The organism is Nitrospirota bacterium (assembly GCA_016235245.1).
Taxonomy (GTDB): Bacteria; Nitrospirota; Thermodesulfovibrionia; order Thermodesulfovibrionales; family UBA6898; genus UBA6898.
In genome coordinates this window covers 21,611-48,051 of record JACRLO010000015.1, presented here as the reverse complement: position 1 = coordinate 48,051, position 26,441 = coordinate 21,611, and the positions used below count along the sequence as shown (strand labels likewise).

Sequence of the window (26,441 nt, the reverse complement as noted above, 5' to 3'; positions counted from 1 at the left end):
CAACAAAAGACAATACCGGAAGAGCTATTCTTTTACGTATTCAAGTTCAAGAGCCTCGGCAGTAACCGTTCGGTTTCTGCCGAGCTGCTTTGCGCGGTACATGGCAAAGTCTGCACAGCGGATCAGTCTGTCTTCATGCTCGACCTTGGCATCAGGCATTCCTGAAATACCGATGCTTACAGAAATCTTTCGGTCCAGTTCGGCAAAATCATGACGCTCTATCTCCTGCCGCATCCGTTCGGCAACAACCCGGGCATTAACTTTATCCGTATTCGGAAGAATGACCATAAACTCCTCGCCGCCATAACGGGATGCAGTATCAATGTCCCTGATGCTCTTCAGCAGTATGCCCGAGACTTCTTTTAACACCGCGTCTCCCACATCATGGCCAAACGTGTCATTGATCTTCTTGAAATGATCGATGTCCAGCATGATAAGCGAAAACGGCGTGCCATACCGTTTCGCGCGTTCAAATTCGCTGACCAGCACATCGCGAAAACGCCGTCTGTTGTACAGACCGGTAAGTGCGTCCGTGATCGCCATGTAATTGACCCGGTCAAGCAGGTCCTCGAGCTGTTTATTCTTCAGTTTCAGCTCATCCTGAAGCGCCTTTGTCCTGAGTGAGGCATAAATGCGGGCATTGAGTTCAAGCTCGTTGTATGGCTTGGGAAGGTAATCGTCAGCGCCGATCTGCAGCCCGGAGATCTTGTCAGAAAGCTCCTTCTTGACCGTAAGCATAATTACCGGTATACCTTTACTGCTTTCATCAAGCTTCAGCCACCGGCAGACCTCATAGCCGTCCATACCGGGCAGAATCACATCCAGAAGAATGATGTCAGGTTTTTCCGACTTCACCAGCTTAATGGCATTGATCCCGTCTTCGGCCCAAAGAACCTCATATCCTACCTTCAGGAGGATATCCTTTGTGGCTGAGGCCTGTATGGGATCATCTTCAACAAGTAAGACTTTTGCTTTTGCCACCGATAGAGATCCTCCCCTGAGTCCGTTTAAGCATAACAATTGAAAAAAAGATATTCAAGCTCTTTTGGCAGCCCGCACGGGGCTTGTCAACATCTTCAAAGACTGCTGGCGATGATGCACCGGCTTTCATCCGAAACGAGATGACAGTAAACGTGCATCCCTTTTCTGTTGGCCTTAGCTTCAGCCTTTGACCTGGCTGCATGGCAGAGACGCCGCAGAATATCAAATTTCCGGCCGTAATAGAGCCAGGGGAGAAGGTCGCTGATTTCCGCCTTCCCGAAGGGCTGCAGTTCCGCCTCCGCAGCGCCGGACTTTTTCAGCAGGCTTAAGACATCGAACAGGGGAGGCTTCCCGGGTGACCAGAGAGCAATCCTGAGGAGATTCTCCCAATCCGCTACGATATGGAGACGGTCAGCGCCTTTTTCGAAAACGGAAAGGAGCGAAGCAAAAAGATCCGTCCCGCTTATACGATAGCGGCTGGCCTCAAAAGCATAAAGCTCTTTGTGAGCCTGTGCAGCAAGATCATTAACAGCGAGGACCACCTCCCGGATTTCTTCAAGACCGGCTGGTTCATTTATCACGCTGATGGCAACTCCTTCCGCATGTCGATTATGAACAGGGCACTACTTCATTTTCGCCTTAAAAAGGCTGCAGCCTCTATATGAAAGGTATTCGGGAAAAAATCGATCATCTGCACGGACTGAATTTCATACGCTACTTTCAGCTTTTTCAAATCCCTTGCAAGCGTTGAAGGATTGCAAGAAATATAGACGATGGTATCTGCCGGAGTCTCAAGTATTTTTTTTACAACTTCAGATGTCAGGCCGGGCCGCGGAGGATCAAGTATGATCAAATCAAATTTTTTCTGAATCCGGTATTTTTCAGCCGAGGATTTTACGAATTTACAGTTCTTCAGCGCATTGAGTTTCAGGTTCCGGGTTCCGTCTTCAACCGCAAAAGGGTTCTCCTCTACCAGCACTACCTCTTCTGCATACCGGGAGAGGGGCAGCGAAAAGTTTCCTGCTCCGGCATACAGGTCCAGCACTTTTTTCACTTCCAGCGGAGCAGTCAGCCCCGTAATATACTCAGCCACTTTCAGGTTAAGGCTCCAGTGCGCCTGGAAAAAAGTCCACGGAGATAACGTATAGTTCAAGCCGTTCAAATCAAACGCAACCGTGCCGGAGCCTTCAATAAGGCTGTTGTTAACCGCGATGCTCGCAATTCCTGCTTCCCTGAAGGCTTCGGTCCGTTCAACGTCTGCCAGGTCTCCCTTCAGCAGGACAGCGGCAGAATCCCCTACCGAAAGATGAATCTCTTTGAGGCCGGAAGCAAGATTATTCTCCCTGATCCGCTGAAGCAGTTCGTTGATGCGACCGATCATGAGGGGACAGGAATCAAATACTACCACATCTCTCGACGACTCCCTGAAGAAACCGATCGTCCCCTCCCGGGAAACTTTGAATTGGGCTCTATGGCGGTAATGCCACTGCTCACCGGTCAGTGACGGCGAAAGCTGAACCTCGATGCCACCAAGTCTTGTCAGTGAATCTACCAGGACCTCCTCTTTCATGCCCACCTGTTTCTCATAGGCGATAAACTGCAGATGACACCCGCCACAGATACCAAAGACAGGGCAGTTCGGCTCGACTCTGAACTCTGACGGTTCTATTACCTGGGTGACCGTCGCAAGCATATAGTCACGTTTTCTTTCATCAATATTCACGTCAACGAGTTCACCCGGGACAGCTCCTTTGATCAGAATGACCTTCTCTTCCCTCGCTATGGTGTATCCGCCGTATGCCGGCAGTGTTGGTCTTAAAATCAATGACGTTATTCCTTTCCTGCAAGTTTCTTGATCGTTGCCTTCATCTCGCTAAGGTCAGCAGACTTCACGAGATATGCTTCTGACGCCCAGACCGAAAAATCATCGCGGTAGTCATAGGCCGTCGACATAATAATCGGCATTCTCGGTTTCTTCTCTTTCATTTGTCTGAGCAGCTTGATGCCGTCAATATCAGGGAGATGAATGTCCAGCGACACCAGATCAAAGTCTTCGGCTTCGAACTTTGACAGCCCCTCCTTGCCGGTTGCTGCAGTAACAATCTGATATCCCTCCTCTTCCAGCTCTTCCTGGTAGAGCCTAAGGATGCTCAGGTCATCATCAACAATGAGAATTTTCATGTTTGTTTCTCCTTTATCGGTATAGATATTCTGAAGACTGTGCCTTTATCAACTTCGCTCTCGACCTCAATTTGTCCGTCATGCTCCTGTATAATCCGGTGTGTTATCGCCAGTCCGAGGCCCGTGCCGGACGATTTGGTTGTAAAGAAAGGGTTGAAAATAGAGTTAATCTCTGCCGCAGGAATACCCTTTCCTGTATCGCGAACCTCAAGGACTACGCTGCCCTCTCTAACGTAGGTTCTCACCGTAATCGTACCCGTGCCCTGAAGGGCCTGCATTGCATTGGTGATAATGTTCACAATCGCTTCTTTTATCCTGTTGGGATCAATAAATATCTCAGGCACAGCCTGGTATTCCCTCTGCAGGCTGATCCCGCGCTCACTCATATCAGACTGCATAAGCTGAATAATATCATCAACAATATCGTTCATGCCCACCAGCTCACGGGCAAGCCTCACCTCTTTTACAAAACCGAGGATCTCCCTGAGAATGCCTTCAAGCCGGGATACTTCTTTTACAATGATCCCGGCATACTCTTTGAGATTCCCGTCAAGCTTCTTCTCAAGACGCTTTGCAAACCCGCCGACGGAAACAAGCGGATTCCTGATCTCATGGGCAACTTTGGCAGCAACTTCGCCCAGCGCAGCCATTTTTTCGGACATACCCACTTTTTCCTGCAGCTGCTTCAGTTCGGTAATATCACGGACGACATGCACAGAGCCGATAAACTCTCCGCTCGTATCAAATATCGGAGAACTTGAGGTGAGGAATGTGCCGCCCAGATGGGGCTCATCGAGCTCTTCAACGTAGGCCTTCATGGTGTTGACGGTCTTGTGATGGGGGCACTTCCCCAGAGGCTCGCTTGTCCCATGAAACAGTTCGTAGCATTTTTTGCCGAGTATCTGCTCTGAAGAAAGTCCGAGTCTGTTTATGACTGCCTTGTTCACCCTCTTTACGACATAGTCGCTGCTGTTAAAATAGACCATGTCAGACATGGATTCAAAGATATTCTCGAGCTGCTGCTCAGCCATGGTCATCTGCTCATACAGGCGCGCACTCTCAATGGCAGACGCAATCTGGTTTGAAAAACTTGCGAGGAATTGCATGTCCTCGTCGGTAACCGCTTTACGGTTAAAATAATTGTCCACCCAGATCAGACCGATGACCTTGTCACGGGCGATGAGCGGGACCACGGCATATGCCTGCGTACCAAGCTGCTGAATAAGCACGGCGTCCGAAAGCGCTTCCTGTCGCACGTCAAGCACGTTGAATGGCAGCTTTTCCTTTACTGACTTCGTCAGTATCGTATTTTCGTTGAGGGATAACTCAATACCTACGGTAAGACGCTCCAAAAAAGAGTCCCTATGGACAGGGTTCGAAATAATATCCTGCATGATGTTGTCAAGCGTCTTGTGCCTGAGGGAAAGATCATCCCAGACCTTCCAGGCCTCCTCAGGCGTCGCAGGGCCCACTCCCATAACACCCTTGAGTACTTCCCGCTCGTCATCTACCAGAAAAAGTATCGCCCGGTTGAATCCCATACCGTCGCTCATGGTAACCGCAGTCAGTACCATCCTGAGAAGCTTGTCAAGCTCCAGCGTGCTGCGCATGGCCGCAGAGATGAAGAAGAGCCGTGACATCTCCTGATTCCTCCTGATCAGTTCCTTTTCAACCCGCTTCTTTTCAGAGATATCCCTCGATATACCGCAGATGCCGATCACCTCGCCTGCTGCGTCTTTGATCGGAGAAAGGGTGAGGCTTACCTCGATAATGGAACCGTCCATCTTTTTTCGAAGCGTTTCAATATCCTTGAGCACTTCACCTTTCTTGAGTCTGTCGATATGCTCTTTTTCCTTTTCAAGCAGAAAATCAGGGACAAAAGGAAGAAACTTTCCCTTCACCTCGTGTTCAACAAATCCGAAGGTCCTCTCGGCGCCAAGGTTCCATGACGTTACGATGCCGGCAAGGTCACTGGTCACGATGGCATCGGCAGAGTTATCGATAATGCTCTCAAGATAGTCCTTGGTCTGGATCACTTCGCGGTACAGGCTGAGGGTCTCCTCCTGATACAGGATCCTCTCGGTAATGTCCAGAATGAAGACCACCGCTTCAGCAATTTCTCCCTGTTCGTTCATGATCGGATAGGCGGTCAGTTCTGCATAATTGACACCCCGCGATTGGGTTATCGTATTGATCTCTCCCGTCTCAAAGGTCGCCTTGGCGGCGCAGTGGGGGCAGATACCGATCCTGTCATGAAAAATTGCGAGACTGTCCTTTCCTATCAGGTCAGGGTTGGAGAGTCCCATCCATTCCTCGACGAATTTGTTGGCAGAGGTGATCATAAAGTTTCTGTCCAGGGTAATGATACCGCCCTGGACACTATCAAAAAGAATATTGAGGCGCTTCTTTTCATCAAGTGCCTGCTTCTGCCTGCTGATTTCAGTCTCATAAATCCTGGCTTTCTCTATGGCAATCGATGAGATGGAGGCAAAACCCTCGACCGTGTTCAGGTCATCGGCAGCAAAAGGGATCGGTTTTCCCTGGCTGTCCAGCTTATCATAGAGGCTGAGCGTACCAATCACGGTCTGTCCCACGATCAACGGAACGCATATGACGGTCTTGATATCAATCCCGGGGGTCTTCATGTTCGCCGCAATATTCTTGGTATCTTCAACAAGCATCGACTCATTGTGCTGTGCGACCCATCCTGCGATGCCTTCTCCGAGGGACAGCTCAAGCTGAGGTTCAAGCTCCTTCTGAAGGCCGTAGGAAGCCCTGATCTTTAATTTGTTCTCCTCTAACAGGCGAATGATACAGCCGCGTGAAGAGACAAGGCGTGACATCTCTTCCGTGATCTTCTTCAGAAGCTGACCGGAATCAAGGAGTGATGTTATCGCCCGGCTCAGGTCAAAAAGCACCGTCATCTTCAAAATCTGGTTTCGAGCGGCATCATACAGTTCGGAATTCCGGAAAACCGAACCAATGGTATGAGAGACGATCCTGAGCGTGCTGATCTCATCATCAGAAAACACATGTTCCTGCCGGTTCCTGATAACAATCATGCCGACACAGCTGTTTTCACGCGTTATAGGCATGGCAAGTCCGCTTTCTCCCTTCTCCCCAAAAAGGTCTTCACCATCAACGCTGAAGTCCCCCGCTTTAAAGATGACCGGTTCAAGCGAGGATATGATCTTTTGAAACAGGCGGTTCTCTGTTGAGATCCGAAATCTCTTTTCACCCTCTGCGGGATCGTTCGACGCATCAAGCAGAAATGCCTTACGCTCAACGTGTCTCATGTAAATGGAACAGATGCCATAGTTAAGCTTCCCGGCAAGTATCCCGGCCATTTCAACAAAGGCGGTCTTTCTGTCAAGCGTACTGCCGGCGATGCGGGCAATGTCCAGAAGCAGCTCTGTTTCGTTGAGCTTGCGCCCCAACTTCCTGCTCGACGCTTCAAGGTCAGTCACCATATCGTCAAATCGCGCCGCGACAACGCCGAATTCATCAGAGCGTTCCATCCGGATGCGGTAAGAGAGGTCACCGGCACTGATCTTTTCCGTTGCCTTGAGCAGCTCATTAAATGGGGACGCAATAGCCCTGCGAATACTGATAATCAGGATAAAGGAGATTATTGAAGTCAAGCCGATCAGGGAAAGATGGTAGGTAATCATCCTCCTCCTGGTTTTCTCGCCTGAAAGGGCAACGTTCGAAACTGCTTTTACCGAGGATTCCTGAATCGTATCGATAGCAGAGACTATTTCGAGGGTAAGGCTTTCAATTTTGCGGATTAGTACTGCAACCTCATGATCTCCGGCAGGGTCCCGTTTATCCATAATAATTCTCGCATATCCAAGAACAACGTAGAATTTTTCAGAAAGAATATCAATATCAGCCTTATGCCCGGACTGAACGCTGAGAACCCCCAAATTCCTGTATACGTCAGAAAGCCGGTTCGTGAATTGCCTCCTGAACCGCGCCTCTCCGGTAATGCCCCAATCTCTCACATCTTCGACAAAATCAGATATATTGCGCTCAAGATCGCTGATTAATTTGCTTTCTGCGCTCGCAACACTGAGCGTGCCCATATGCCTGCTCAGGTTCTCAAAAATCAGGATCGTTCCGGTCCCGAGAATTGCGATCAGAATAAGAAAAACAGAGAGCATAAAGGTGATTCTGGTTCTAAGTGTCATGTATATCGCTTTTTCCCTGCCTTACGGTACAGGTCAAGATATCCTGTGGCAGCCGTCTCCCAGGTAAAATTCTTCTCCATCGCCTGGCAGATCAACGCCTGCATCTTTTTTCTGTCAGTATAAACGCAGAACGCTCTTTTTGCGGCTGAAAGCAATGCTTGTGATGCGTATTCCTCAAAAAGAAATCCCGTTCCCCTGCCAACAAGATGATCGTAGTCATCAATGGTATCTGCAAGGCCACCGGTCTTTCGGGCAATCGGAACAGTTCCGTATTTCATGGCGATCAACTGGCCCAAGCCGCATGGTTCATACCGCGATGGCATAAGAAAAAAATCAGATCCGCCGTAGATAACATGGGCCAACGGCTCTTCAAAGCCGATGCGCAGATAGACCTTTCCCCGGTGCTCTTCAGCCTTGCCTTTCAGTGCAGACTGGTAGAGTTCCTCGCCCCTGCCCAGCACCACGAGATTCGCACCAAGGTGGACAAGTTCATCGATAGCATCGAGGACTATGTCAAGCCCCTTCTGAGAAGAAAGCCTGCTGACGATACTGACAACAGGGGCCTTCCTGTTTTCAAACCCTGCAAGCCTGATCAGTTCTTCTCTGCAGAGGCTCTTGCCCCTGAGCTCCTTTGCGCTGTATGTTGAGGGGAGAAATGTATCCTTCTGCGGGTCCCATTCCTGAGTATCAATTCCGTTAATGATGCCGAACAGATCCTCTCTTCTTTTCGTAAGCAGTCCGTCCATGCTGCATCCGTGTTCGGGATCAAGGATCTCCCGACCATAGGTTTCACTTACCGTATTGAGCAGATCAGCATACAGCAGCCCTGCTTTCATAAAGCTGAGCGTACCGAAAAACTCAAGCCGCTCCGGCACAAAATAGTCCCACCCCAGACCGGTAAAAGGCACATTGGCAGGCTCATAATTGCCCTGATACCCGAGGTTATGTACCGTGAAGAGCGTTGCGGTCGCGCTGAACTGCCGGTGATGGGCGTAAAGGCTTTTGAGATATACCGGTATCAGTCCGCTCTGCCAGTCGTTGCAGTGGATAATGTCAGGATGAATATCCAGCACAATGCAGGCTTCAAGAACCGCGCGGCAAAAGAAAATAAATCTGACGGCATTATCCCCATACTCGCCATAAGCAGTTCCATAGAGTTCGGGTCTGTCAAAGAGCTGATTGCACTCGATAAAGTATGCATCAGGCACAGTACCCTTCCCTGCCATATAGATAGTGCCTTCAAGGGCAAAATTGCCCATAGGAACCCTGATCGTTTTCCCTGTTTTATGCAGTCTGAACTTCTCCCTGATAGTCTTATACAGGGGAAGGATCAGTGAGGCCTTATGCTTTTTCCTGCGGAACTCACGGACAAGAGCGCCCGTCACATCAGCGAGCCCTCCGGTCTTTGCATACGGTACTGCCTCACTGCATGCGATCAGAATATTCAAATCCTGGCCTCGCGCATGAACTTGGCAGACTCCTCAGGCGGTGTCGGATTAATATAGAAGCCTGATCCCCACTCAAATCCCGCAATTTTTGTAAGCTTCGGCACCAGTTCTATATGCCAGTGGTAATAGTCATTCACCTCATCATAAAACGGCGAGGTATGGATAACAAAATTATAGGGCGGCGCATCCAGAATCCTGTCCATCTGGCGCAGAATGCGCTGGAGGATCTCAGCCAGATCGCTATAGTTCTTTTCAGCCGGACTGAATGTCGACTCATGCCGCTTCGGCAGAATCCATGTCTCAAAAGGTGCACGGGGAGCAAAAGGAGCAAGCGCCACATATTTGGCATTTTCGTAGATGACCCGTTTGCCATCTGCAAGTTCCTGACTGATAACATCGCAAAAGATGCACCGCTCCTTGAACTCGTAGTGTTGACGAGCCGCATCAAGCTCTTCCTTGACCAGTTTCGGTACGATAGGAAGCGCGATAAGCTGCGTATGAGTATGCTCAAGAGATGCTCCGGCAACCTCTCCCTCGTTTTTGAAGACCAGGCCATATTTGAAGCGCTGGTCCTTCTTCAGGTCGGACAGTCTGAGAAACGCTGCCCAGAGTACATCCTCAACTGCCTTCTGCGACATGGTCGCAAGGGAAAGGTTGTGGTCGGGTGTTTCAACAATGACCTCATGGGCGCCAACACCATTCATCTTGTCAAAAATACCTTCGCCTGACTTGTTCAGGTCGCCGTAAATCTGCAGGGCAGGAAATTTGTTGGGCATAACGCGCAGTGTCCAGTCAGGGCTGTTGGCCGCGGAATTAGGCGGCCTGAAGGCCATTATTTCCGGCGGTGTCGTATATTCATTCCCCGGACAAAAGGGACAGAAGCCGCCTTTTTTTCTCTGCGATGCAGAAAGAAAATCCGTCGGTCTTTTCCCCCGCTCGATCGATATAATCACCCATCTTCCTACAATGGGATCTTTTCTCAGTTCAGGCATATATCCTCCGATTATTGCAACGAAAGGAGAAAAAAGATAATCTTCCCCCCATTTCATGCGTTTTGATTTCGGTTATTATATCATGTGTACAATTGAAAGCGACATTCCGTCAGGAGTATGCGGAAGATCTGAAAAGCGATGGCGGCAAAGATCCCTGCACTCCGGTATAGCTAGCCCAGATAAAGGGATTCACGGCGAATAAGGACAGAGGAAACTGCGAAGGAGCTTAAAGGGGAAGTGCCTTGTGTACCCTTTCAACAGCTCAGGCAGTCCTTGCGCCAGAGACAATCCTCCTGAGAACAGTCACCTGATACAGCAGTCCCAAAGCAGTCGAAATTGCCCTCTGCTCTCTGGATAGCCCTGACAAGCTCGTCTTTTTTCATCTTGCCAGCCTTGATATCATAATTCATGGCCCTCTCCTTAACCTCTTTCAGCGTCATACATACCACCTTTCCTAGTATTTATATTTATAAGGGCATCATATGAGATGACATTAGTGCAAAATAAACAGGAATGCAAGAAAAAAATCACGGGATCTCAGGATAACTACTGGACTATCTTGAGGCTGATGTCTGCAGCGGTCACGGAATGGGTCAGGGCACCGACAGATATCATATCAACGCCAGTTTCAGCAATCTCACGGACATTGTCGAGAGTGACATTTCCCGAGGCCTCAAGCGCAACCCGGCCATTGACAATCCTCACCGCCTCGGTCATGTCAGCTATAGACATATTGTCAAGCATAATGATGTCAGCCTTTGCCTCAAGCGCCTCCTCAAGGTCTCTGAAGTTCTCGACCTCCACCTCGATCCTTGCCAGGTGATGACCCGCCTTTGCCAGGCTGACCGCTTCTTTTATCCCCCCGACCGCTTCGATGTGATTGTCCTTGATCAATATACCGTCAAATAGTCCATACCGATGGTTTACACCGCCGCCCATGCGGACGGCATACTTTTCCATGAACCGGTGGCAGGGGGTCGTTTTCCTGGTGTCAAGGATCTTCGCTTTAGTTCCTGCAACAGCCTCAACAAACTGGGCTGTCAGGGTAGCTATTCCGGAAAGATGTTGAAGGATATTCAGACTCGTCCGCTCACCCGCAAGAAGCAGCCTCGTTTTTCCGGCAACTTCGCCCAATACATCGCCCCTGATGACCTTTGCACCCTCTGCGTGGAATGTTTTAAACGATACGGTCTTGTCAAGAATATGAAACACTTCCCGACTGAACGGAAAGCCTGCAAGCACAAAGTTTCCCTTTGCAATAAAGAGAGCCCGGGCCTCACTTTCCTTTGGGATAATAAGAGACGACGTTATGTCACCGTGACCGATGTCCTCTTCGATCGCATGCCGCAGAAGTTGGGTGACACTTGCCGGCAAATCCATTATGCCTCTGTTCCCTTAAGGTCCAGCATTTTCTGCAGATTTTCCTTAACGCGGTCCATCCTTCTTATACAATCGTCGTATTTTTCTCTTTCTTTTGCAACGATCTCTTTCGGGGCCCTGCCGACAAAGTCTTCATTGTTCAGTTTTTTACCAAGGAAGGCCGCCGTCTCCTGCAGCTTTTCCATTTCTTTTTTGATGCGTTCTATCTCGATGTCAAGATCAAGCAATCCCTCAAGAGGAACATATACTTCGACATGGGTCCTGACCGCTACAGAAGAACCCTTCGGTTTTTCGACATCAGCGCCAATCTTCTGAATATCAGCACGGCTCAGTTTCTTCAAAAAGAGCATATTATCTGCAAGAATATCTTTTGTATGGTCAGCATGGGTCTTTACGATCGCCCTCAGTTCAACGGACGGAGATATGTTAAGCTCACCCCTGATAGTCCTGATCGCCATGACCGTCTCCATGATAACTTCCATCTGCTCCTCAGCAGAAATATCACGGGGGATGTCCCGGGGATACGGGGCCGTTACGATACTCTCTCCTTCATGAGGCATAGTCTGCCAGATCTCTTCCGTGACAAAGGGCATGAACGGATGGAGCAGCCTGATCGTACTTTCGAGGATATACAGGAGGCACTCTTTTACCGCTTCTTTATCTCCGTCTTCGCCGTAGAGCACCGGCTTTACCATTTCGATGTACCAGTCGCAGAGTTCATGCCAGACAAACGAGTACATGCTGCCAGCCGCATCATTGAAGCGGTATTCCTCAAGCGCCCTATGCACGTCGCCCGCTGCAGCAGAAAGTCTGGAGACGATCCATCTGCTGCCGACATCAAGATGCGCCATATCAGCAACTGCCGGTTTCCTGCTGCCTTCAGTGTTTGCGAGGATGAACCGTGAAGCATTCCAGAGCTTATTCACAAAGTGGCGGTACCCCTCAACCCGTTCCTCCGAGAACTTAACGTCACGTCCCTGGGCAGCAAAGACCGCAAGCGTGAACCGGAACGCATCAGTGCCGTATTTGTCCATCATGAGCAGAGGATCGATCACATTGCCCTTTGATTTCGACATTTTCTGGCCGCTTGCATCTCTGACAAGGGCATGAATGTACACATCCCTGAACGGCACCTCTTTCATGAAATGAATTCCCATCATCATCATGCGAGCAACCCAGAAGAAGATGATATCAAATCCGGTAACCAACACCGCCGTCGGATAATATTTCTTCAGTTCCGGGGTTTCGTCAGGCCAGCCCAGCGTCGAGAACGGCCAGAGCGCCGAAGAAAACCAGGTATCAAGGACATCATCATCCTGTTTGAGCCGGATATTGCCGCATTTACCGCATTGTTCAGGCTCTCTGCGGCTGACCATCACTTCACCGCAATCGCAGTGCCAGGCAGGGATCCTGTGGCCCCACCAGATCTGGCGAGAAATGCACCAGTCCCTGATATTCTCCATCCAGGCAAAATAGGTATTCTCCCAGGACTTGGGCACAAAATTCGTCTTGCCGGTCCGAACCGCATCCATCGCCTTTTCCGCAAGGGGGGCTACCTTCACATACCACTGAAGAGCAGGCAGCGGCTCGATGACCGTTTTGCAGCGATAGCACTGACTGATGGCATGCGTGTATGGGTCCTGCTTTTCGATCAGATCCATTTCAAGAAGATCTTTAATGACCGCCTTCCTGCAGGCATACCGGTCCATTCCCGCATACTTCTTCCCCGCTTCTGCGGTCATGGTCCCATTAAGCGCAATGACCGTGATAAAGGGGAGCACTGGCGACTGCCTCTTTGCCGTGGCCTCGTCATTAAAATCATGAGAAGGCGTCACCTTCACGGCACCGGTTCCGAAAGCCGGGTCGACTGAAGCATCAGCAATAATTGGTATCTTCCTGTCCGTAAGCGGAAGGTCAATGGTCCTGCCGATCAGATGCTGGTATCGCTCATCTTCCGGATTCACCGCAACTGCCGTGTCGCCCAACATGGTCTCAGGTCGTGTGGTAGCAACAATTACATGGCCGCTTTTGTCAGTAAAGGGATACTTGATATGAGTCAGTTTGCCGTCAACATCCTCGTGCTCCACCTCAATATCGGAAAGCGCGGTATGACACCTGGGACACCAGTTAATCAGCCGGTTGTCACGGTAGATAAGCCCCTGCTCATAAAGGGTAACAAAGACTTCGACAACAGCCTTTGAAAGGCCTGTATCAAGAGTGAAGCGCTCGCGTGACCAGTCACAGGAAGAACCGAGCCGCTTAAGCTGATTAATAATCCTGCCGCCGTATTCACCCTTCCATGTCCAGACCCGCTCGATGAATACATCCCTGCCCAGCTGATGGCGGTCGATCTTCTCCGATGCCATTTGGCGCTCGACGACGTTCTGCGTAGCTATCCCGGCATGGTCCATACCCGGCACCCAAAGGACATTGTACCCGCTCATCCGTTTCCAGCGGATCAGAATATCCTGCAGGGTCGCATTCAGCGCGTGACCCATATGAAGCGTCCCCGTAACATTGGGGGGCGGGATAACGATCGTAAAGGGCTCACCGGGCGCGTTCGGGTCAGCAGTGAACAGGTTCCTGCCTGTCCAGAACTCATACCATTTCTTTTCTGTTATTTCGGGGTTATAACTCTTATCTAATTCTGCCATGCCAAAGAAAAACGGGGATTCGGTTTTGCCGCTTCCCCGCCCTTTCTGTATAAATTATGAAACCTAAAATTCAGACTTAATCTTCTCGATCTCCTTCGAGATCATGGTAGTTGCCAGATCAGGAACAGTCTCCCAGATAACCTTTTCCACCTGACCGGTAAGAGAGGCAATTGAGCCCTGGAGAACTTCTTTAAGCAGCTTCTCGGCAAGCTCCGGAGCTATCTCCCAGAGGACCTTTTCAACCGATTCTTTCATGGCCGGTGTAAGCGATTCCAGGATTACTCCCTTGATATCAAGGTTTGACAGGAAAGCGGTTACGCTCGAATTCACCGTCTTTTCAAAGACAGCCAGCATCTCCTCTTTTGAGGGCAGAACCACTTCCGGCATCACGACTTCCCTGACGACCCGAGGCTCAGGCACCTCGATAGCCGCTGCAACAGACGCAGGCCGGGCAGGAGCTTCTTCAATTTCGGGAAACACAGCCTCCTCCGCAATTTCAAAGGTCTCTTCTTCTGACTCTGCACTGAGCGCTTCAGTGATTTCCGGAACCTCTTCCATAGACCATAGATCATCTTCAGCTTCGGCAACCGCTACCACCTCTTCGGCATCTTCCGCAAGAACAAAGACATCTTCACCTGTTACTGCATCGCTCTCTTCAGCAGCAAGAAACTCTTCTTCACCGGCAGACCCCATGGTCAGAACTGAATTGATCTTGCTGATCAGCTCCTGTGATTCAAAGGGCTTAATCACAGAATCGTCAGCTTTGATCTGGGATGCGAGCTCTTCGTCAATCGGTTCAAACGCTCCGGCAAGGAGAATGACAGGGATATGAGCGGTAGCAGGATTCTTTTTAATCTTGTCGCAAAGTTGATACCCGTTCACTTTGGGCATCTCTATATCAGCAAGTACAATGTCCGGTTTGAAGCCTTCGATCAGATTCAGCGCGTCCTCACCATTACTCACGGACTTTATCTCAAAATCTTCCTCAGCGAGGACGAGCTCCACAACCTTCTGTATGGTTATACTGTCATCCGCGAGTAATAGCTTGCGAGCCATTCTTCACCTCAATTTAAAGTATTTTGACAAATTTTAGTGCTAAGTGCTGAAATTGTCAAGACTTTTTATCAGTTCGTGACTATCCGGAACAGGGCTGAACCAACGGCTCAGCAGGAAGAAACACCTCAACCTCCGCCGCTAAATCCGCCTGAAGGCATAGAGGAGGAAAGGCCGTTGCCCGATCCTGACGAACAACAAAATGACGACATCAACTTCTTCACGTTAGCAGATCCGCATTTCGGACATTTTGTCTCATTCTTTCCAGATGTTATACTCTGCAGAAAAGAAAATCTCTCTCTGCAGTCCAAACAGTCATATTCATAAATAGGCATTGTTACCTCCTGTTACTTAATTTCATACATTAGTATACTAAAAAGAAGGACGTTTCTAAGTCAATTAGAGATCAATATTGTTTAATAAAAAGGGGTTACATCTTGCTGATACCTGATATAATGAAGTCATGAAAGAAGCCATGATGTATGAAAAACGGGACGGGGATGATGTAGCCTGTCATCTCTGCAGTCATAACTGCCTCATCCATAATGACAAGAGGGGGTTGTGCGCGGTCCGGGAAAATCGACAGGGAACGCTCTACAGTCTTGTGTACGGCAAAGTCATCTCAATGAACATTGACCCTATTGAAAAAAAACCGCTTTTCCATTTTCTCCCCGGTACGACATCTCTTTCCATCGCCACGGTCGGCTGTAATTTCAGATGCCAGCACTGCCAGAATTACGAAATATCCCAATTTCGCCCTGAAGAGAAGTTCGCCATACCGGGGCGGGATGTGACCCCTGAAGATATCGTAAATGCAGCTGTCTCAGAGGGCTGCAAAAGCATCTCCTACACCTACACCGAGCCGACGATCTTCTTTGAGTTCGCCTATGACTGCGCGCAATTTGCCAGGACAAAAGGCATCAGAAATGTCTTTGTATCCAACGGATATACCGGCTCCGAAGCAACAAGGCTGATAGCACCATTTCTTGACGCCAATAACATTGACCTGAAAGGCAGCGATACCTTTTACCGCACTATCTGCGGGGCAAGACTCCAGCCTGTACAGGAGACCATCAGACTCATGAAAGAACTGGGGGTCTGGATTGAGGTGACGACTCTCATCATCCCTGAACTCAATGACTCTGATGCCGATCTCACAGCCATTGCAGAGTTCATCGCATCGGTCGATCCGGTCATACCCTGGCATGTAAGCCAGTTCCATCCTACCTATAAGCTGATGGATAAGCCCCGGACGCCTGTTGATACTCTTCGCAAGGCAAGGGATATCGGATTCAGGGCAGGCCTGAAATACGTTTATGAGGGAAATGTGCCTGGTGAGGGGGGGGAGAACACCTACTGCCCCTCATGCAGAAGCCTGCTCATAAAGCGCGTTGGATACCGGATACTCGAAAACCATCTTACGGCAGAACAATGTCCGCAATGCAAGGCAAAAATCAACGGCATCTGGGGAGATCACCCATACAATGCATAGGACCTTTCAGCAAAAAAACTATCTCCTCAAGATCATCAACTCGGCAAATGAGGGTATCTATGTCACGGACAAGGACAGAAGAATCGCGATCTGGAATAAGAAGGCAGAGGCAATAACCGGCTTTACGAGCGAGGATGTTATCGGTAAATTCTGTCATGACAACTTGCTGAACCATTGTGACCAGACGGGCAATAATCTCTGCATGGGCAGGTGTCCGCTTTCAGGCACGATCGTAAGCCGATCGTCTTTCGGACCCGAAATCGTCTATCTGCGCCATAAGGACGGCCATACCATACCGGTCGAAATATCCACTTCGCCGCTTCTTGACGAAAAAGGCGATGTGATCGGCGCAGTTGAACTCTTTGAGGATGTCACCAGCCGCATCGAAAATGACAAACGCCTCATCGAAAAGACGCGGAAACTTGAGGCCGTGCTGAACAACATCCGGGAGGGAATTATCTTCCTGGACAACTCAGGCACGGTAACCCTCTACAATAAGGCACTTTCCTGTATGCTCGACGTCAACGACGACCTGAAAGGCAAAAATGTATTGTCGCTTTCCTTAAACCATCACCTGAGACAGGCGGTATTCCGTGTGGATAAGTCCTATAGGGGTCCCTTCTGCTGGGAGATTAACCGCTGCAGTTCAGAAGAGGCCTGCCCCCTCAATGGTTCAGGATTCTGCAGGTGCTGGATCTTCGCCTGCGGCCGGAAAACGTGTTCTCACACACCCTGCGTTGATTGTCCTGCATACAACAAGGTGAAGCGCTTTCTTGAAGAACCCAAAGAAATTGAGATCGCAGGCAGAACCATATCAACTCACTCTACCTTTATTGAGTTCAGTGACAAAAACGATATATGGGAAGTTCTCGTATTCAAGGATGTGACCGCAGAAAAACTTGATGCCGTAGTGAAACTTGCAAGCGGAGCAGCTCACGAACTCAGGCAGCCGCTCCAGGTTATTGTGGGTGCCGTATCACTGCTTGCCGATGAGCTCGGCACTTTGACGGATTCTACGAAATATCTGGGAGCCCTTGAGGAGAGCTGCTTCCGGCTCAATGATATTGTCACAAAATTAGGTCATGTAACGAGCTATAGAACCAAGTCGTATACCGAGGATATTACCATCCTCGATATTGACAGCTCATCGAAGAAAAAGGCAAAAAGAAATACCCTGACATCCTGATAGAATACTCAGGGTTCTTCTGTCCGCAGCGACATGATCACCGCATCCTCAACCGGCAGCGTATAATAGGCTTTTCTCGTCGAGATCCTGCCGAATCCCGCTTTCTCATACATCCGGAGCGCAGCCGTGTTAGATTGTCTCACTTCGAGAAAGATCGCGCGGCAGCCCTCTTCCCAAAGCAGATCGAGCATAGAATGGACCAGCCGGGATGCAATGCCCTGCTTGCGAAAGTCGGGATGAACGGTAACATTCAGGATATGTCCCTCCTCAAGAAGATAGTTAGCGCAGATGTAGCCAACGATCATATCTCCGATTGCAGCCGCCTTTGGCAGAGACCTGGGCTTGAAAATTTCATTCATGAAAAGGATCTCTGACCAGGGTGTGCTGAAAGAACTCCTTTCTATTGCAAGCACTTCCGGAACATCCTCAGGTCTGAGGTCACGGATCAGGACATCCATCAGCGTTTTTGTAGCCATTTTACCTCAGCCTCTGACTTCCTGATATAAAAAGGCTCAGCAGCCGATGCATCAGTGAATGCGCCCTGAACTGCCTTTTCAAGGCCGAGCAATGCAACATTGGCCGGAGACGGCACCATATGTATGAGAGGAGCAAACAGTGCCCTGTCTCCGAGTAATGCAAGAAGTCTGTCACGATAGACCAGTGCCCCCTCGCCCGCAAGAATAACCGGGCTGTCAACATCTCTGAACAGGTCTTCCGGGGCCGCAGAGACCTCATCAAGGAGTTTTACGAAACCGCCGCTCCACTGGTAAACCGCAGCATATACCTCGCCCCTGCGCGCATCAAGCATAACGCAGACAGGATGCCTGGAGAAGGGGAAACTGCGTGCATAGGCATCGAGCGTTGGAACCAATACCAGTGGTCTGCCCGTTGCATAGCAGAGTCCCTTGGCCGTGCTGAGACCTATCCTCAGGCCGGTGAATGAACCAGGACCAGAGGCGACCGCAAAGACATCAATATCGCAAAGCGCCAGCTCAGATTGTCTCAGCTGCTCATCAATGGTCGCCATCAGCCGCTCAGAGTGTGTGGACTTAACATTCAGCCTCGTCTCTGCAATAAGGCCCTTTTCATCAGCTATGGCAACGCCGCCGAGCATGGTCGATGTTTCAATGGCAAGAATTTTCATACCGGTATTATATCGTAATGCGCTGCTTCAGATATCGTTTCGCAAAAAAGGACGCAGCGAACAGACAGATAAGACCTGATACAGAAACTGCATGCGGCGTACCGAAATAGTCGGCAGCGACTCCCATGATCGCATTGCCAATAGGGACGGTGCCCAAAAATACGAGCGAATAGATGGACATGACCCGCCCCCTGAGTTCATCAGGAACCGTTATCTGAATAACGCTGTTGGCAACAGCCAGATAGCTCACCATACCCCAGCCTGCAGCCATAATAATCAGCAGCGACAGCCAGAATGTGCTGGACAGAGAAAAGAGAAAAAGCGCTGCGGAAAACGTAAGCGCAGCAAAAGACATAAAGCGCGGCTTGTCCCTTATATCCCTGCGCGCGGCAATAAGAAGGGCTGCCGTGAAGGCCCCGATGCCGGATGCGCCGACCAGAAATCCAAGCCCCTTTGGGCCTGCATGGAATACCTCGCCAGCAAAGATCGGAAGAAGGCTGATATAGGGCAGGCCTATTACGCTGAAAACAGCGATCAGCAGAAAGACGTGCTTCATCTCTTTGTTTCCTCCGATAAAGACAACCCCTCTCTTAAAGTCCCTGAGCATCCCCTCTGATCTTCCTCTGATCTCGCCCCTGGCCTCGATACGGTACAATGCGATGATGACGGCAACAAAGCTCAGGGCATTCAGATAAAAACATGCCGGAATGCCCAGGTAGGCTATCGCAATACCGGCGATCACCGGGCCGATTATGCGCGCTCCGTTAAAGGCCGCCGAGTTAAGGGCAATGGCATTTGCAATATGGCCTTTTCCGACCATCTCTGCAAGAAAAGACTGGCGCACCGGAATATCAAGTGCATTGATCGTTCCCAGAAATGCAGCCAATGCTGCAACATGCCAGACAGTCGCTATATTGTGGCTCACGAGATAGCCGAGAATTACTGCAGGTATGATCGAAAGCGCCTGCGTGAGAAGAAGCAGATTACGCTTTGGGTAGCGGTCTGCAATCAGACCTCCAAAAAGCGAGAAAAGCAGTATCGGCAGGGCATTTGCCGCAGCGACCATGCCGAGATGAAGTGGTGATTTTGTGAGGCTGTACACCAGCCAGCCCTGTGCAACCGTCTGCATCCAGCTGCCGGACAGGGATATTATCTGTCCGAACCAGAAGAGTCTGAAGTCCCTGAATGAGAAGGCAGAAAATCTGCCGGAATGTTCCATGGTCTATTGAGCAGCTGTACTATTCTGCAGCATGACTGCCGAAAAAATGCCTGAAAAGAAAGGAGCCGCACAGAAGAAAGACGTTGACCATCACAATGGTAGCGCCTGCAGGCAGGTTCAGGGTAAAGGAGATAAACACACCGGACACAAGGGAAAGGAACGAGGAGATTGATGCAATGATGATCGCATTCCTGAACCCCCGTGCATTCTGAAAAGCGGTCACGGCAGGTATGACAAGAAGCGCAGAGGTGAGCATAATGCCAACAACCTTCATGGTAAGCACAACCGTAACCGCAGTCAGAACCATCAGCACCGCATTGATGCGGTCAACCGGGATGCCTGAGGCTCGCGCAAAATCCTCATCAAAGGTGATCGAAAATATCTCATCAAAGAAGAAAGAGATGGCTGCAAGCACGGATAGAGATATGAGCACTGCTGCGGCAACCTCAAACGTGCTGATCGAAAGGATATTGCCAAACAGATAGCTGAAGAGATCGACATTAAATCCTCCGGAAATGCTGGCAAGCAATATCCCGATTGCTATGCCGATCGATGAGACAACCGCAATGGCAGCATCCCCGAATACCCGAGCCTTTTCCATCATCTTGAGTATGCCGAAGGAGCTTACCACGACGATCGGCAATGAAACCGCAAGGGGATAGAAGTTCAGTGCCATGGCAAGGGCGACACCGCCAAAGGTGACATGGGAAAGGCCGTCGCCGATCATCGAGAGTCTCCGCAGCACAAGGACCACGCCAAGCACAGCGCAGAGCACGGATATGAGAGAACCGGCAATAAGCGCCCGCTGTATGAACCCGTAGTCTAAAAACTCAATAAAATCCATTTACATCCTTTTCGTCAATGTTTATGGCAGATAATATGCTGCGAAGCAGAGCCAAAAAAACTCGCCATGTTCTCTGAAAGGCAGAACTCATCAAACCCGCCAAAGAAGATCACCCTTTTATCGAGGTACATCAGCTTTGTTGCGTACTGGCCAACGCCGCCGATATCGTGCGTAACCAGAACGATCGTGACCTTCTTCTTCTGATTCAGATCGTGGAGCAGCTCGAAAAAACTTTCCCTCACTTCAGGGTCAAGCGCACTGGTAGGCTCATCAAGGATAAGAAATTCCGGTGCGTTCGCAAGTGCCCTCGCAATAAAGACCCGCTGCTGCTGGCCTCCCGAAAGCTCCCCGATCAGCCTGTTCCTGAGAAATCTCAGGTCAAAGAGCTCTATCACTTTTTCTATCTCTTCACCACCTGACTTTTTCCCTGCCCTTTTGTTGGCGATCATTCCCTGTGAGATCACCTCGGTCACGGTCGTAGGAAAACGTGGGTTGAAAAACTCCATCCTCTGCGGCAGATACCCGATCCGCTCACGGCTCTTCATTTCAAGTGGTGCTGAACCAAAAAGAGAAATATCTCCGTGAGAAGACTTGATCAGGCCGAGCATGCATTTGATAAGCGTTGACTTGCCTGATCCATTCGGGCCGACAAGCCCGATGTAATCGCCCTGCAGGATACTGAAGTTCACGCCGGACAGCACCTGTCGCCCGTCAAATGCAACACTGAGGTCCCTGGCCTCGACTATAGTTAACGGCATTGAAGACCTGCCTGCAGATTAGCAAGATTCCTTTCCATCAGCTCAATAAATGTCCTGTTTGCATTGAACTCTTCCTTCGAAATATTATGGGCCCCATGGAGCTTCAGAAGTGATGCACCGGTCTCCTTTGCGATCGTATCGGCAATCCTCGGGCTGAGGAGTTCCTCATAAAAAAGGTGCCTCAGCCCCTCTTTGCGGAGCGTTTTGCTTATATCCGCAAGGTTCCTTGCGGTCGGCTCAGCATCAGGAGAAAAACCGTATGTTGCCCTGTATCTGAGCCCATATCGGTTGGCAAGATACCCGAAGGTATAGTGGCCTCCGTTAATAAAAATCTTTTTTCGGCAGTTAGCAAGCCCCTTTTGATAGGCCCTGTCCAGAACTTCGAGACGGGCTTTATAGGCCTCTGCATTTTTTTGATACATATCTCTGTTGACAGGATCTTTTGCGATAAAGGCGACTGCAATAGTATCGACCATCTTTTGGGCATTGCTGAAGTCGAGCCATATATGCGGGTCTGCCCCATGGACCTCATGCTCTTTGTAATCTTCCTTATGTCCGGGCTTGCTCTGATGGTCATGCTTTCCGTCTTCAGCGCCGTCAATGCTGCCTTCGATAAATCTTACACCGCTGCTTGCATCAACAACCGTAAGGCCTTTGGACTCTGTTCCCTTCAGCAGTTTCTCTGCCCAGGGCTCCATATATCTGTTCGTATAGATAAATATGTCAGCATGGTTAAGCATTACCATGTCGCTTGTCCTGAGCTCGAAGCTGTGGGGTTCTGCACCGGGCGGCAAAAGAAGCTTCACTTCAGCCCGGTCCCCTGCTATGTTCCTTGCAAAATCATAAAGCGGAAACAGGGTAGCAATGACAATAAGTTTTCCGGATCGATCCTTGCTTTGTGAATCCTTTGATCTGGAGCAACCAAACGACAATGGGAGCGTCAGTAAAACCATCAGAATCAGTAGTGACCTAATCTTAGCCATGCGCCGGAACCTTCTCAGTCAGACATCTGCTGCAGAGCCCGTTAATCTGGAGGATATGCGAAAGGACCTTGCCCTTCATGCCTTTGACCACCAGAGTTTCTATCTCCTTTTCAGCGCAGAAATGCAGGTCCTCGACCCTGCTGCAGGAAACACAGATAAAGTGATGATGGTGTTCTTCATTCCTGCAGAGATAATAGTAGAGCTTTCGGTCAGGATGGAGTACGCGGGATATGATGTTGCCTTCATGCAGTTCTTCGAGGATACGATACACGGTAGGAAGGCCGATACTCTTGAACCTCTTCTGCATCTTCTTCCAGATCGCCTCAGGACTCAGGTACACCTTTTCGTCATCGAGGATCTCTAATAGCGCAATCCTCTTCGGCGTTGATTTCAGACTGAGGCGCTTCAATAATGGCTGAAAATCAGGTTTCATGACTCCCCTTCGTAAATAGAAACTGTTTCTATTTAACGCGGAAAGAAAGGAGAAGTCAAGATGACAGGCGGGCGATAGAGAGGACAGGTCATATTAAGAGAAAGCTCGATTTTCCAGGGTCTACTTTTTAGGACGGAGGTTGCACCTCGTCGCTACAATTCAGCTTCGACTTTCATTCTGCCTCACGATAAAAGCATATTGAGCTTTTTCCCTTCTTGTGCCAACCTTCCATATGCCTCTGGTTATCTCAAGCAGAGCCTGTCCACTCATTCCATCTTGGTATTTTTGACTAATGCGTATAAGGATTGATGGTTCTGATATTTTCATTAAAAGTTACCTCCTCCCGAAATAATTTATCAAAATATAGTCTATGGAGTCAGACTCATTTATTGAGATTCGCACATCTATGAATCCGTCGCGTTGAGACCTTTGCCGGCAGGATCAAGCTTCACGCCGCTGAGTGCAATCGCCTGTGTAAGCACTGCTGCAAGCCCGTCAGCCGCACCGCCGCTCCCAATAGTTAGGATATCCGGCATTATCTTGATCTTGCCTGTAGAGATATGTTTTGCGAGTTCGATAGCCATAATGGCCTGAGGCCCGATGGCTGTCTTCTGCTTTTCATACGCCTCTGCCGTAGCAGTACCGATTGACTCGATTGCCCTGGCATCACCCTCACCCTTCAGTTTTGCGCTTTCAGCATTACCTTCAGCGAGTGTAACGGTCTCTCTTTTCTTCTGGTCTGCAACTTTAACCGCAATCTCGGCCCGGACAAGTTCAGGCTGCTGATCAGCTGTCGCCTTGGTCTTTTCCATCTCTATTCTTGTCACCTGGGCCTTCTGTTCTTCCTGAAACTGTGTAGTCTGCTGCTGTGCGATAATCTTTTTGGTCTGGGTATCCATGAGCTCCTGCGGCAGCATGATGCGATAATCTTTTTGGTCTGGGTATCCATGAGCTCCTGCGGCAGCATGATCTGGCAGATAAGGACCGAGACGCATTCGACATGGTACCGTTCGAGTTCCAGCCTTGCCCTTGTTTCAGCTTTTGTCTGCTCTTCCTGCCTGTCCTGCATGAAGTTCATGGCCGACGTTGTAGAAGCCTGGTTTCTGAAGCTGGAATCGATCATGGGGTGAATAACGTGAAGGATAAGGTTGTCGATAGAACCGACCTTTGATACCAATATCCTTTAGGGACAACGTAGTTCAGTCGCCCGCAATCACGCGGGCTATCATATCGGTAATTGTGCTGAACTCAAAAGGCTTTTCGATGACCCCTTTAAGGCCGTGCCGCCCGAACTGGGCCATAATCGGATCATGAGAATATCCGCTTGCGACAATCACCTTGGCCTTTGAATCAATCTCAAGCAGTCTTTCAACTAATTCTTTTCCCCCCATTCCGCCGGGAATGGTAAGGTCGGTTATGACCAGATCAAATGGCTCTGACGCTGCCATGGCAGCTTTATAGGCAGAAAGGGCTTCTTCACCATCCGCCACCGGCAAGACCACATATCCACAGCCCTCAAGCAGAGTAAACAAAATTATCCTAAGGTCCTCTTCATCATCAACTACCAGAATTTTTCCTTTGCAGGAGGCGGCAGAGATCATAGCCCGCGGAGCATCTGTCTCTACTTCCTCAAATGATGCAGGCAGATAGACGTTAAACGTAGTGCCCTCACCAAGCCTGGACTCCAGCTTGATAAGCCCATTATGTTTTCTGATAATCGAATATGAGATCGTAAGGCCGAGACCCGTACCATAGTCCTTGGTCGTAAAATAAGGGTCAAATATCTTCGCCATATTCTCTGGAGAAATGCCGGACCCATGGTCCTGAATCGTGATGGCAACGTAACGGCCAGGTGCCAGGCCCGCAATCTCTCCCTCAAAGGCTGTAATATTGGCCGCTGTCACCCTGATGCTGTCCCCCTCGGAGGAGGCCTGAGCGGCGTTAATCAGCAGATTGCTTATTACCTGACCAATCTGTCCCGGATCTGCGTAGACTGCCCATAGGGTATCGGAGATGCTGATATCGCCCTTTATCGGCGAGCCGCTCAGCGCAAACTCCACATTTTCCCTTAGCAGATTCGAAAGAGTAATGCTTTTAATGATCGGTTCTCCGCCCTTTGCAAAGGTCAGCAACTGATTGGTAAGCGCCGTAGCCCTACGAGTTGCCTTTAAAATCCTCTCCAGAAATGGACCGGCATCCTCTCCCCTGCTGCCCGTTATTTTGGCCAGCTCCGCGTTGCCAAGAATGCCGGACAGGATATTATTGAAATCGTGTGCAATTCCGCCGGCAAGCAGACCGACCGACTCGAGTTTCCCCGTCCGGTACAGATCTTCTTCCATGCGGACCTGATCCGTAACATCACGGAAAACAAGCACAGCACCGACAACTTGCCCGTCTCTGTCAAAAATGGGGGCGCCGCTGTCAGAGATAATCCTCTCAATGCCTTTTCGGTTCACAAGGACTCTGAGCTCCATGGCCGCCACGATCGTCTTTTTTTCAAAAACCTCGGTCAATGAGATGTCGCATGATTTCCCGGACGCTCTGTCATTGACATGAACAATATCCCCGACAAACCTGCCTGCTGCCTCCCCCTGAGTCCATCCGGTCAATTTTTCTGCAACGGTATTCATAAGAACAACCAGTCCGTTCATATCTGCAGCAATAACACCTTCTCCAATAGAACGAAGCGTCACCGCAAGTCTCTCCTTCTCTGATATAAGGGCCTTCCTCGCCTTACTGAGTTCATCAACCGCTTCTCTTAATTCCGTATTCTGGATCTCGATCTTAAGGGCAGCGGACATGACATATTCAAAGAGAGAGGTGATAATCCAGAGCACTAGCACACTCGGAATAAATCGTATTTTTATCTCGCTGACATAGGTTGTCTTAAGAAAAGGAGTGCCGGGCCAAAAAAGAATTACCGCAGCAAACAGAAGCGATGTAAATACGATAAGGGAGCCTTTTCGGGCGCCAAGCAGAAAAAGAGAGATGAGTGGAAATGAGTAATACCATAAGATCCCCGAGTTTCCACTGCCGCCGGTGGCCAGCAGATAGAGAAATGTCCAGAAGAGTACAAAAACAAGAAAATAGCTGCCGAAGATGAAGTTCTTTGTTTTCCTGAGAAAGGTAAACGTTGCGGCACAGAGGAAACCGGATGCCGTAATGATATAACCCAGAGGCTGAAGACCGCGGTATATATCGAGAATCCCAAATACAAGCAAAAAGGGCGTTCCAACAATAAGGATAAGGTTCAGCATCATGAATTTATACATGACTGCCGGTTCACACTTACCATACATGCCGCTGGTAAAAATATCCTGTTTATTCAGCCGCAATCCGTGATCCCTCACCGATCACCTATCCTCTCAGAAAATTTACCAGGCCGATAATTATGTCTCACCCTGCCGATCAGCCGGGCGCGCATCTCATCCCTCATAGGATATATGCCAATATCTTATGAATATGAATATAAAAGAGCAAGTGCTGGAGGCAGATACCCCTTT

23 protein-coding genes and 1 pseudogene are annotated in these 26,441 nt (G+C 49.6%); 2 read left to right on the top strand and 22 right to left on the bottom strand.

Annotated elements, in window-relative coordinates:
• Nucleotides 1-24: 24 nt before the first annotated feature.
• The 12 genes from HZB31_07825 to HZB31_07770 form a co-directional block, all read right to left on the bottom strand.
• A complete protein-coding gene (locus tag HZB31_07825) occupies nucleotides 25-981 on the bottom strand; it encodes a diguanylate cyclase (GenBank protein ID MBI5847840.1) in 957 nt (318 codons plus the stop codon).
• Nucleotides 982-1,076: 95 nt separating this feature from the next.
• Nucleotides 1,077-1,562 carry a hypothetical protein gene (locus HZB31_07820; protein MBI5847839.1) on the bottom strand — a complete coding sequence of 162 codons (486 nt, stop codon included), beginning with the start codon at nucleotides 1,560-1,562 and terminating at the stop codon, nucleotides 1,077-1,079.
• Between the two features lie 47 nt (nucleotides 1,563-1,609).
• Entirely contained in the window at nucleotides 1,610-2,806 is a 1,197-nt protein-coding gene (locus HZB31_07815) for a class I SAM-dependent RNA methyltransferase (protein MBI5847838.1), read from the bottom strand.
• A gap of 5 nt (nucleotides 2,807-2,811) precedes the next feature.
• The gene (locus HZB31_07810) at nucleotides 2,812-3,162 is read right to left on the bottom strand and encodes a response regulator (protein ID MBI5847837.1); all 351 of its coding nucleotides are present in this window, start codon (nucleotides 3,160-3,162) and stop codon (nucleotides 2,812-2,814) included.
• Nucleotides 3,159-7,352 carry a PAS domain S-box protein gene (locus HZB31_07805; protein MBI5847836.1) on the bottom strand — a complete coding sequence of 1,398 codons (4,194 nt, stop codon included), beginning with the start codon at nucleotides 7,350-7,352 and terminating at the stop codon, nucleotides 3,159-3,161. The genes HZB31_07810 and HZB31_07805 overlap by 4 nt, the downstream gene beginning before the upstream one ends.
• The gene (gene glgA / locus HZB31_07800; protein ID MBI5847835.1) at nucleotides 7,349-8,800 is read right to left on the bottom strand and encodes a glycogen synthase GlgA; all 1,452 of its coding nucleotides are present in this window, start codon (nucleotides 8,798-8,800) and stop codon (nucleotides 7,349-7,351) included. Before glgA ends, HZB31_07805 begins: the two co-directional genes overlap by 4 nt.
• Nucleotides 8,797-9,792 carry a galactose-1-phosphate uridylyltransferase gene (galT, locus tag HZB31_07795; protein ID MBI5847834.1) on the bottom strand — a complete coding sequence of 332 codons (996 nt, stop codon included), beginning with the start codon at nucleotides 9,790-9,792 and terminating at the stop codon, nucleotides 8,797-8,799. Before galT ends, glgA begins: the two co-directional genes overlap by 4 nt.
• Nucleotides 9,793-10,046: 254 nt before the next feature.
• Nucleotides 10,047-10,232 (bottom strand): SAP domain-containing protein, encoded by a 186-nt coding sequence (locus HZB31_07790; protein MBI5847833.1) that lies wholly within the window; start codon nucleotides 10,230-10,232, stop codon nucleotides 10,047-10,049.
• A 106-nt stretch (nucleotides 10,233-10,338) separates the two neighbouring features.
• Nucleotides 10,339-11,172, bottom strand: coding sequence for a carboxylating nicotinate-nucleotide diphosphorylase (nadC, locus tag HZB31_07785; GenBank protein MBI5847832.1), 834 nt, complete (start codon nucleotides 11,170-11,172; stop codon nucleotides 10,339-10,341).
• Nucleotides 11,172-13,826 (bottom strand): valine--tRNA ligase, encoded by a 2,655-nt coding sequence (locus HZB31_07780; GenBank protein MBI5847831.1) that lies wholly within the window; start codon nucleotides 13,824-13,826, stop codon nucleotides 11,172-11,174. Before HZB31_07780 ends, nadC begins: the two co-directional genes overlap by 1 nt.
• Before the next feature lie 63 nt (nucleotides 13,827-13,889).
• Nucleotides 13,890-14,882 carry a response regulator gene (locus tag HZB31_07775; GenBank protein MBI5847830.1) on the bottom strand — a complete coding sequence of 331 codons (993 nt, stop codon included), beginning with the start codon at nucleotides 14,880-14,882 and terminating at the stop codon, nucleotides 13,890-13,892.
• A gap of 125 nt (nucleotides 14,883-15,007) precedes the next feature.
• On the bottom strand, nucleotides 15,008-15,214 hold the full coding sequence (locus HZB31_07770; protein ID MBI5847829.1) for a zinc ribbon domain-containing protein: 207 nt from the start codon (nucleotides 15,212-15,214) through the stop codon (nucleotides 15,008-15,010).
• Between the two features lie 128 nt (nucleotides 15,215-15,342).
• On the opposite strand from HZB31_07770, the gene amrS reads away from it, so the two are divergent.
• Entirely contained in the window at nucleotides 15,343-16,371 is a 1,029-nt protein-coding gene (gene amrS, locus HZB31_07765) for an AmmeMemoRadiSam system radical SAM enzyme (protein MBI5847828.1), read from the top strand.
• Nucleotides 16,364-17,557: a PAS domain S-box protein gene (locus HZB31_07760; GenBank protein MBI5847827.1), complete on the top strand. Its 1,194-nt coding sequence runs from the start codon at nucleotides 16,364-16,366 to the stop codon at nucleotides 17,555-17,557. Before amrS ends, HZB31_07760 begins: the two co-directional genes overlap by 8 nt.
• An 8-nt stretch (nucleotides 17,558-17,565) precedes the next feature.
• Here the strand turns inward: HZB31_07760 and rimI are convergent, their stop codons facing one another.
• The 10 genes and pseudogenes from rimI to HZB31_07710 all read right to left on the bottom strand — a co-directional run bounded on the left by rimI (nucleotide 17,566) and on the right by HZB31_07710 (nucleotide 26,288).
• On the bottom strand, nucleotides 17,566-18,033 hold the full coding sequence (gene rimI / locus HZB31_07755) for a ribosomal protein S18-alanine N-acetyltransferase (protein ID MBI5847826.1): 468 nt from the start codon (nucleotides 18,031-18,033) through the stop codon (nucleotides 17,566-17,568).
• A complete protein-coding gene (tsaB, locus tag HZB31_07750) occupies nucleotides 18,015-18,701 on the bottom strand; it encodes a tRNA (adenosine(37)-N6)-threonylcarbamoyltransferase complex dimerization subunit type 1 TsaB (GenBank protein MBI5847825.1) in 687 nt (228 codons plus the stop codon). Before tsaB ends, rimI begins: the two co-directional genes overlap by 19 nt.
• A gap of 7 nt (nucleotides 18,702-18,708) precedes the next feature.
• Nucleotides 18,709-19,920 (bottom strand): MFS transporter, encoded by a 1,212-nt coding sequence (locus HZB31_07745; GenBank protein MBI5847824.1) that lies wholly within the window; start codon nucleotides 19,918-19,920, stop codon nucleotides 18,709-18,711.
• Between the two features lie 19 nt (nucleotides 19,921-19,939).
• Nucleotides 19,940-20,764: a metal ABC transporter permease gene (locus HZB31_07740; GenBank protein MBI5847823.1), complete on the bottom strand. Its 825-nt coding sequence runs from the start codon at nucleotides 20,762-20,764 to the stop codon at nucleotides 19,940-19,942.
• Nucleotides 20,765-20,778: 14 nt separating this feature from the next.
• Nucleotides 20,779-21,522 (bottom strand): metal ABC transporter ATP-binding protein, encoded by a 744-nt coding sequence (locus tag HZB31_07735; GenBank protein MBI5847822.1) that lies wholly within the window; start codon nucleotides 21,520-21,522, stop codon nucleotides 20,779-20,781.
• Nucleotides 21,513-22,505 carry a zinc ABC transporter substrate-binding protein gene (locus HZB31_07730; GenBank protein MBI5847821.1) on the bottom strand — a complete coding sequence of 331 codons (993 nt, stop codon included), beginning with the start codon at nucleotides 22,503-22,505 and terminating at the stop codon, nucleotides 21,513-21,515. Before HZB31_07730 ends, HZB31_07735 begins: the two co-directional genes overlap by 10 nt.
• Nucleotides 22,498-22,938 (bottom strand): transcriptional repressor, encoded by a 441-nt coding sequence (locus HZB31_07725; GenBank protein MBI5847820.1) that lies wholly within the window; start codon nucleotides 22,936-22,938, stop codon nucleotides 22,498-22,500. Before HZB31_07725 ends, HZB31_07730 begins: the two co-directional genes overlap by 8 nt.
• A gap of 159 nt (nucleotides 22,939-23,097) precedes the next feature.
• Nucleotides 23,098-23,265, bottom strand: a complete 168-nt coding sequence (locus tag HZB31_07720) for a hypothetical protein (GenBank protein MBI5847819.1) — start codon at nucleotides 23,263-23,265, stop codon at nucleotides 23,098-23,100.
• Nucleotides 23,266-23,342: 77 nt separating this feature from the next.
• Nucleotides 23,343-24,061, bottom strand: a pseudogene (locus tag HZB31_07715) (hypothetical protein).
• Between the two features lie 76 nt (nucleotides 24,062-24,137).
• A complete protein-coding gene (locus tag HZB31_07710; protein MBI5847818.1) occupies nucleotides 24,138-26,288 on the bottom strand; it encodes a response regulator in 2,151 nt (716 codons plus the stop codon).
• Between the last annotated feature and the right edge of the window lie 153 nt (nucleotides 26,289-26,441).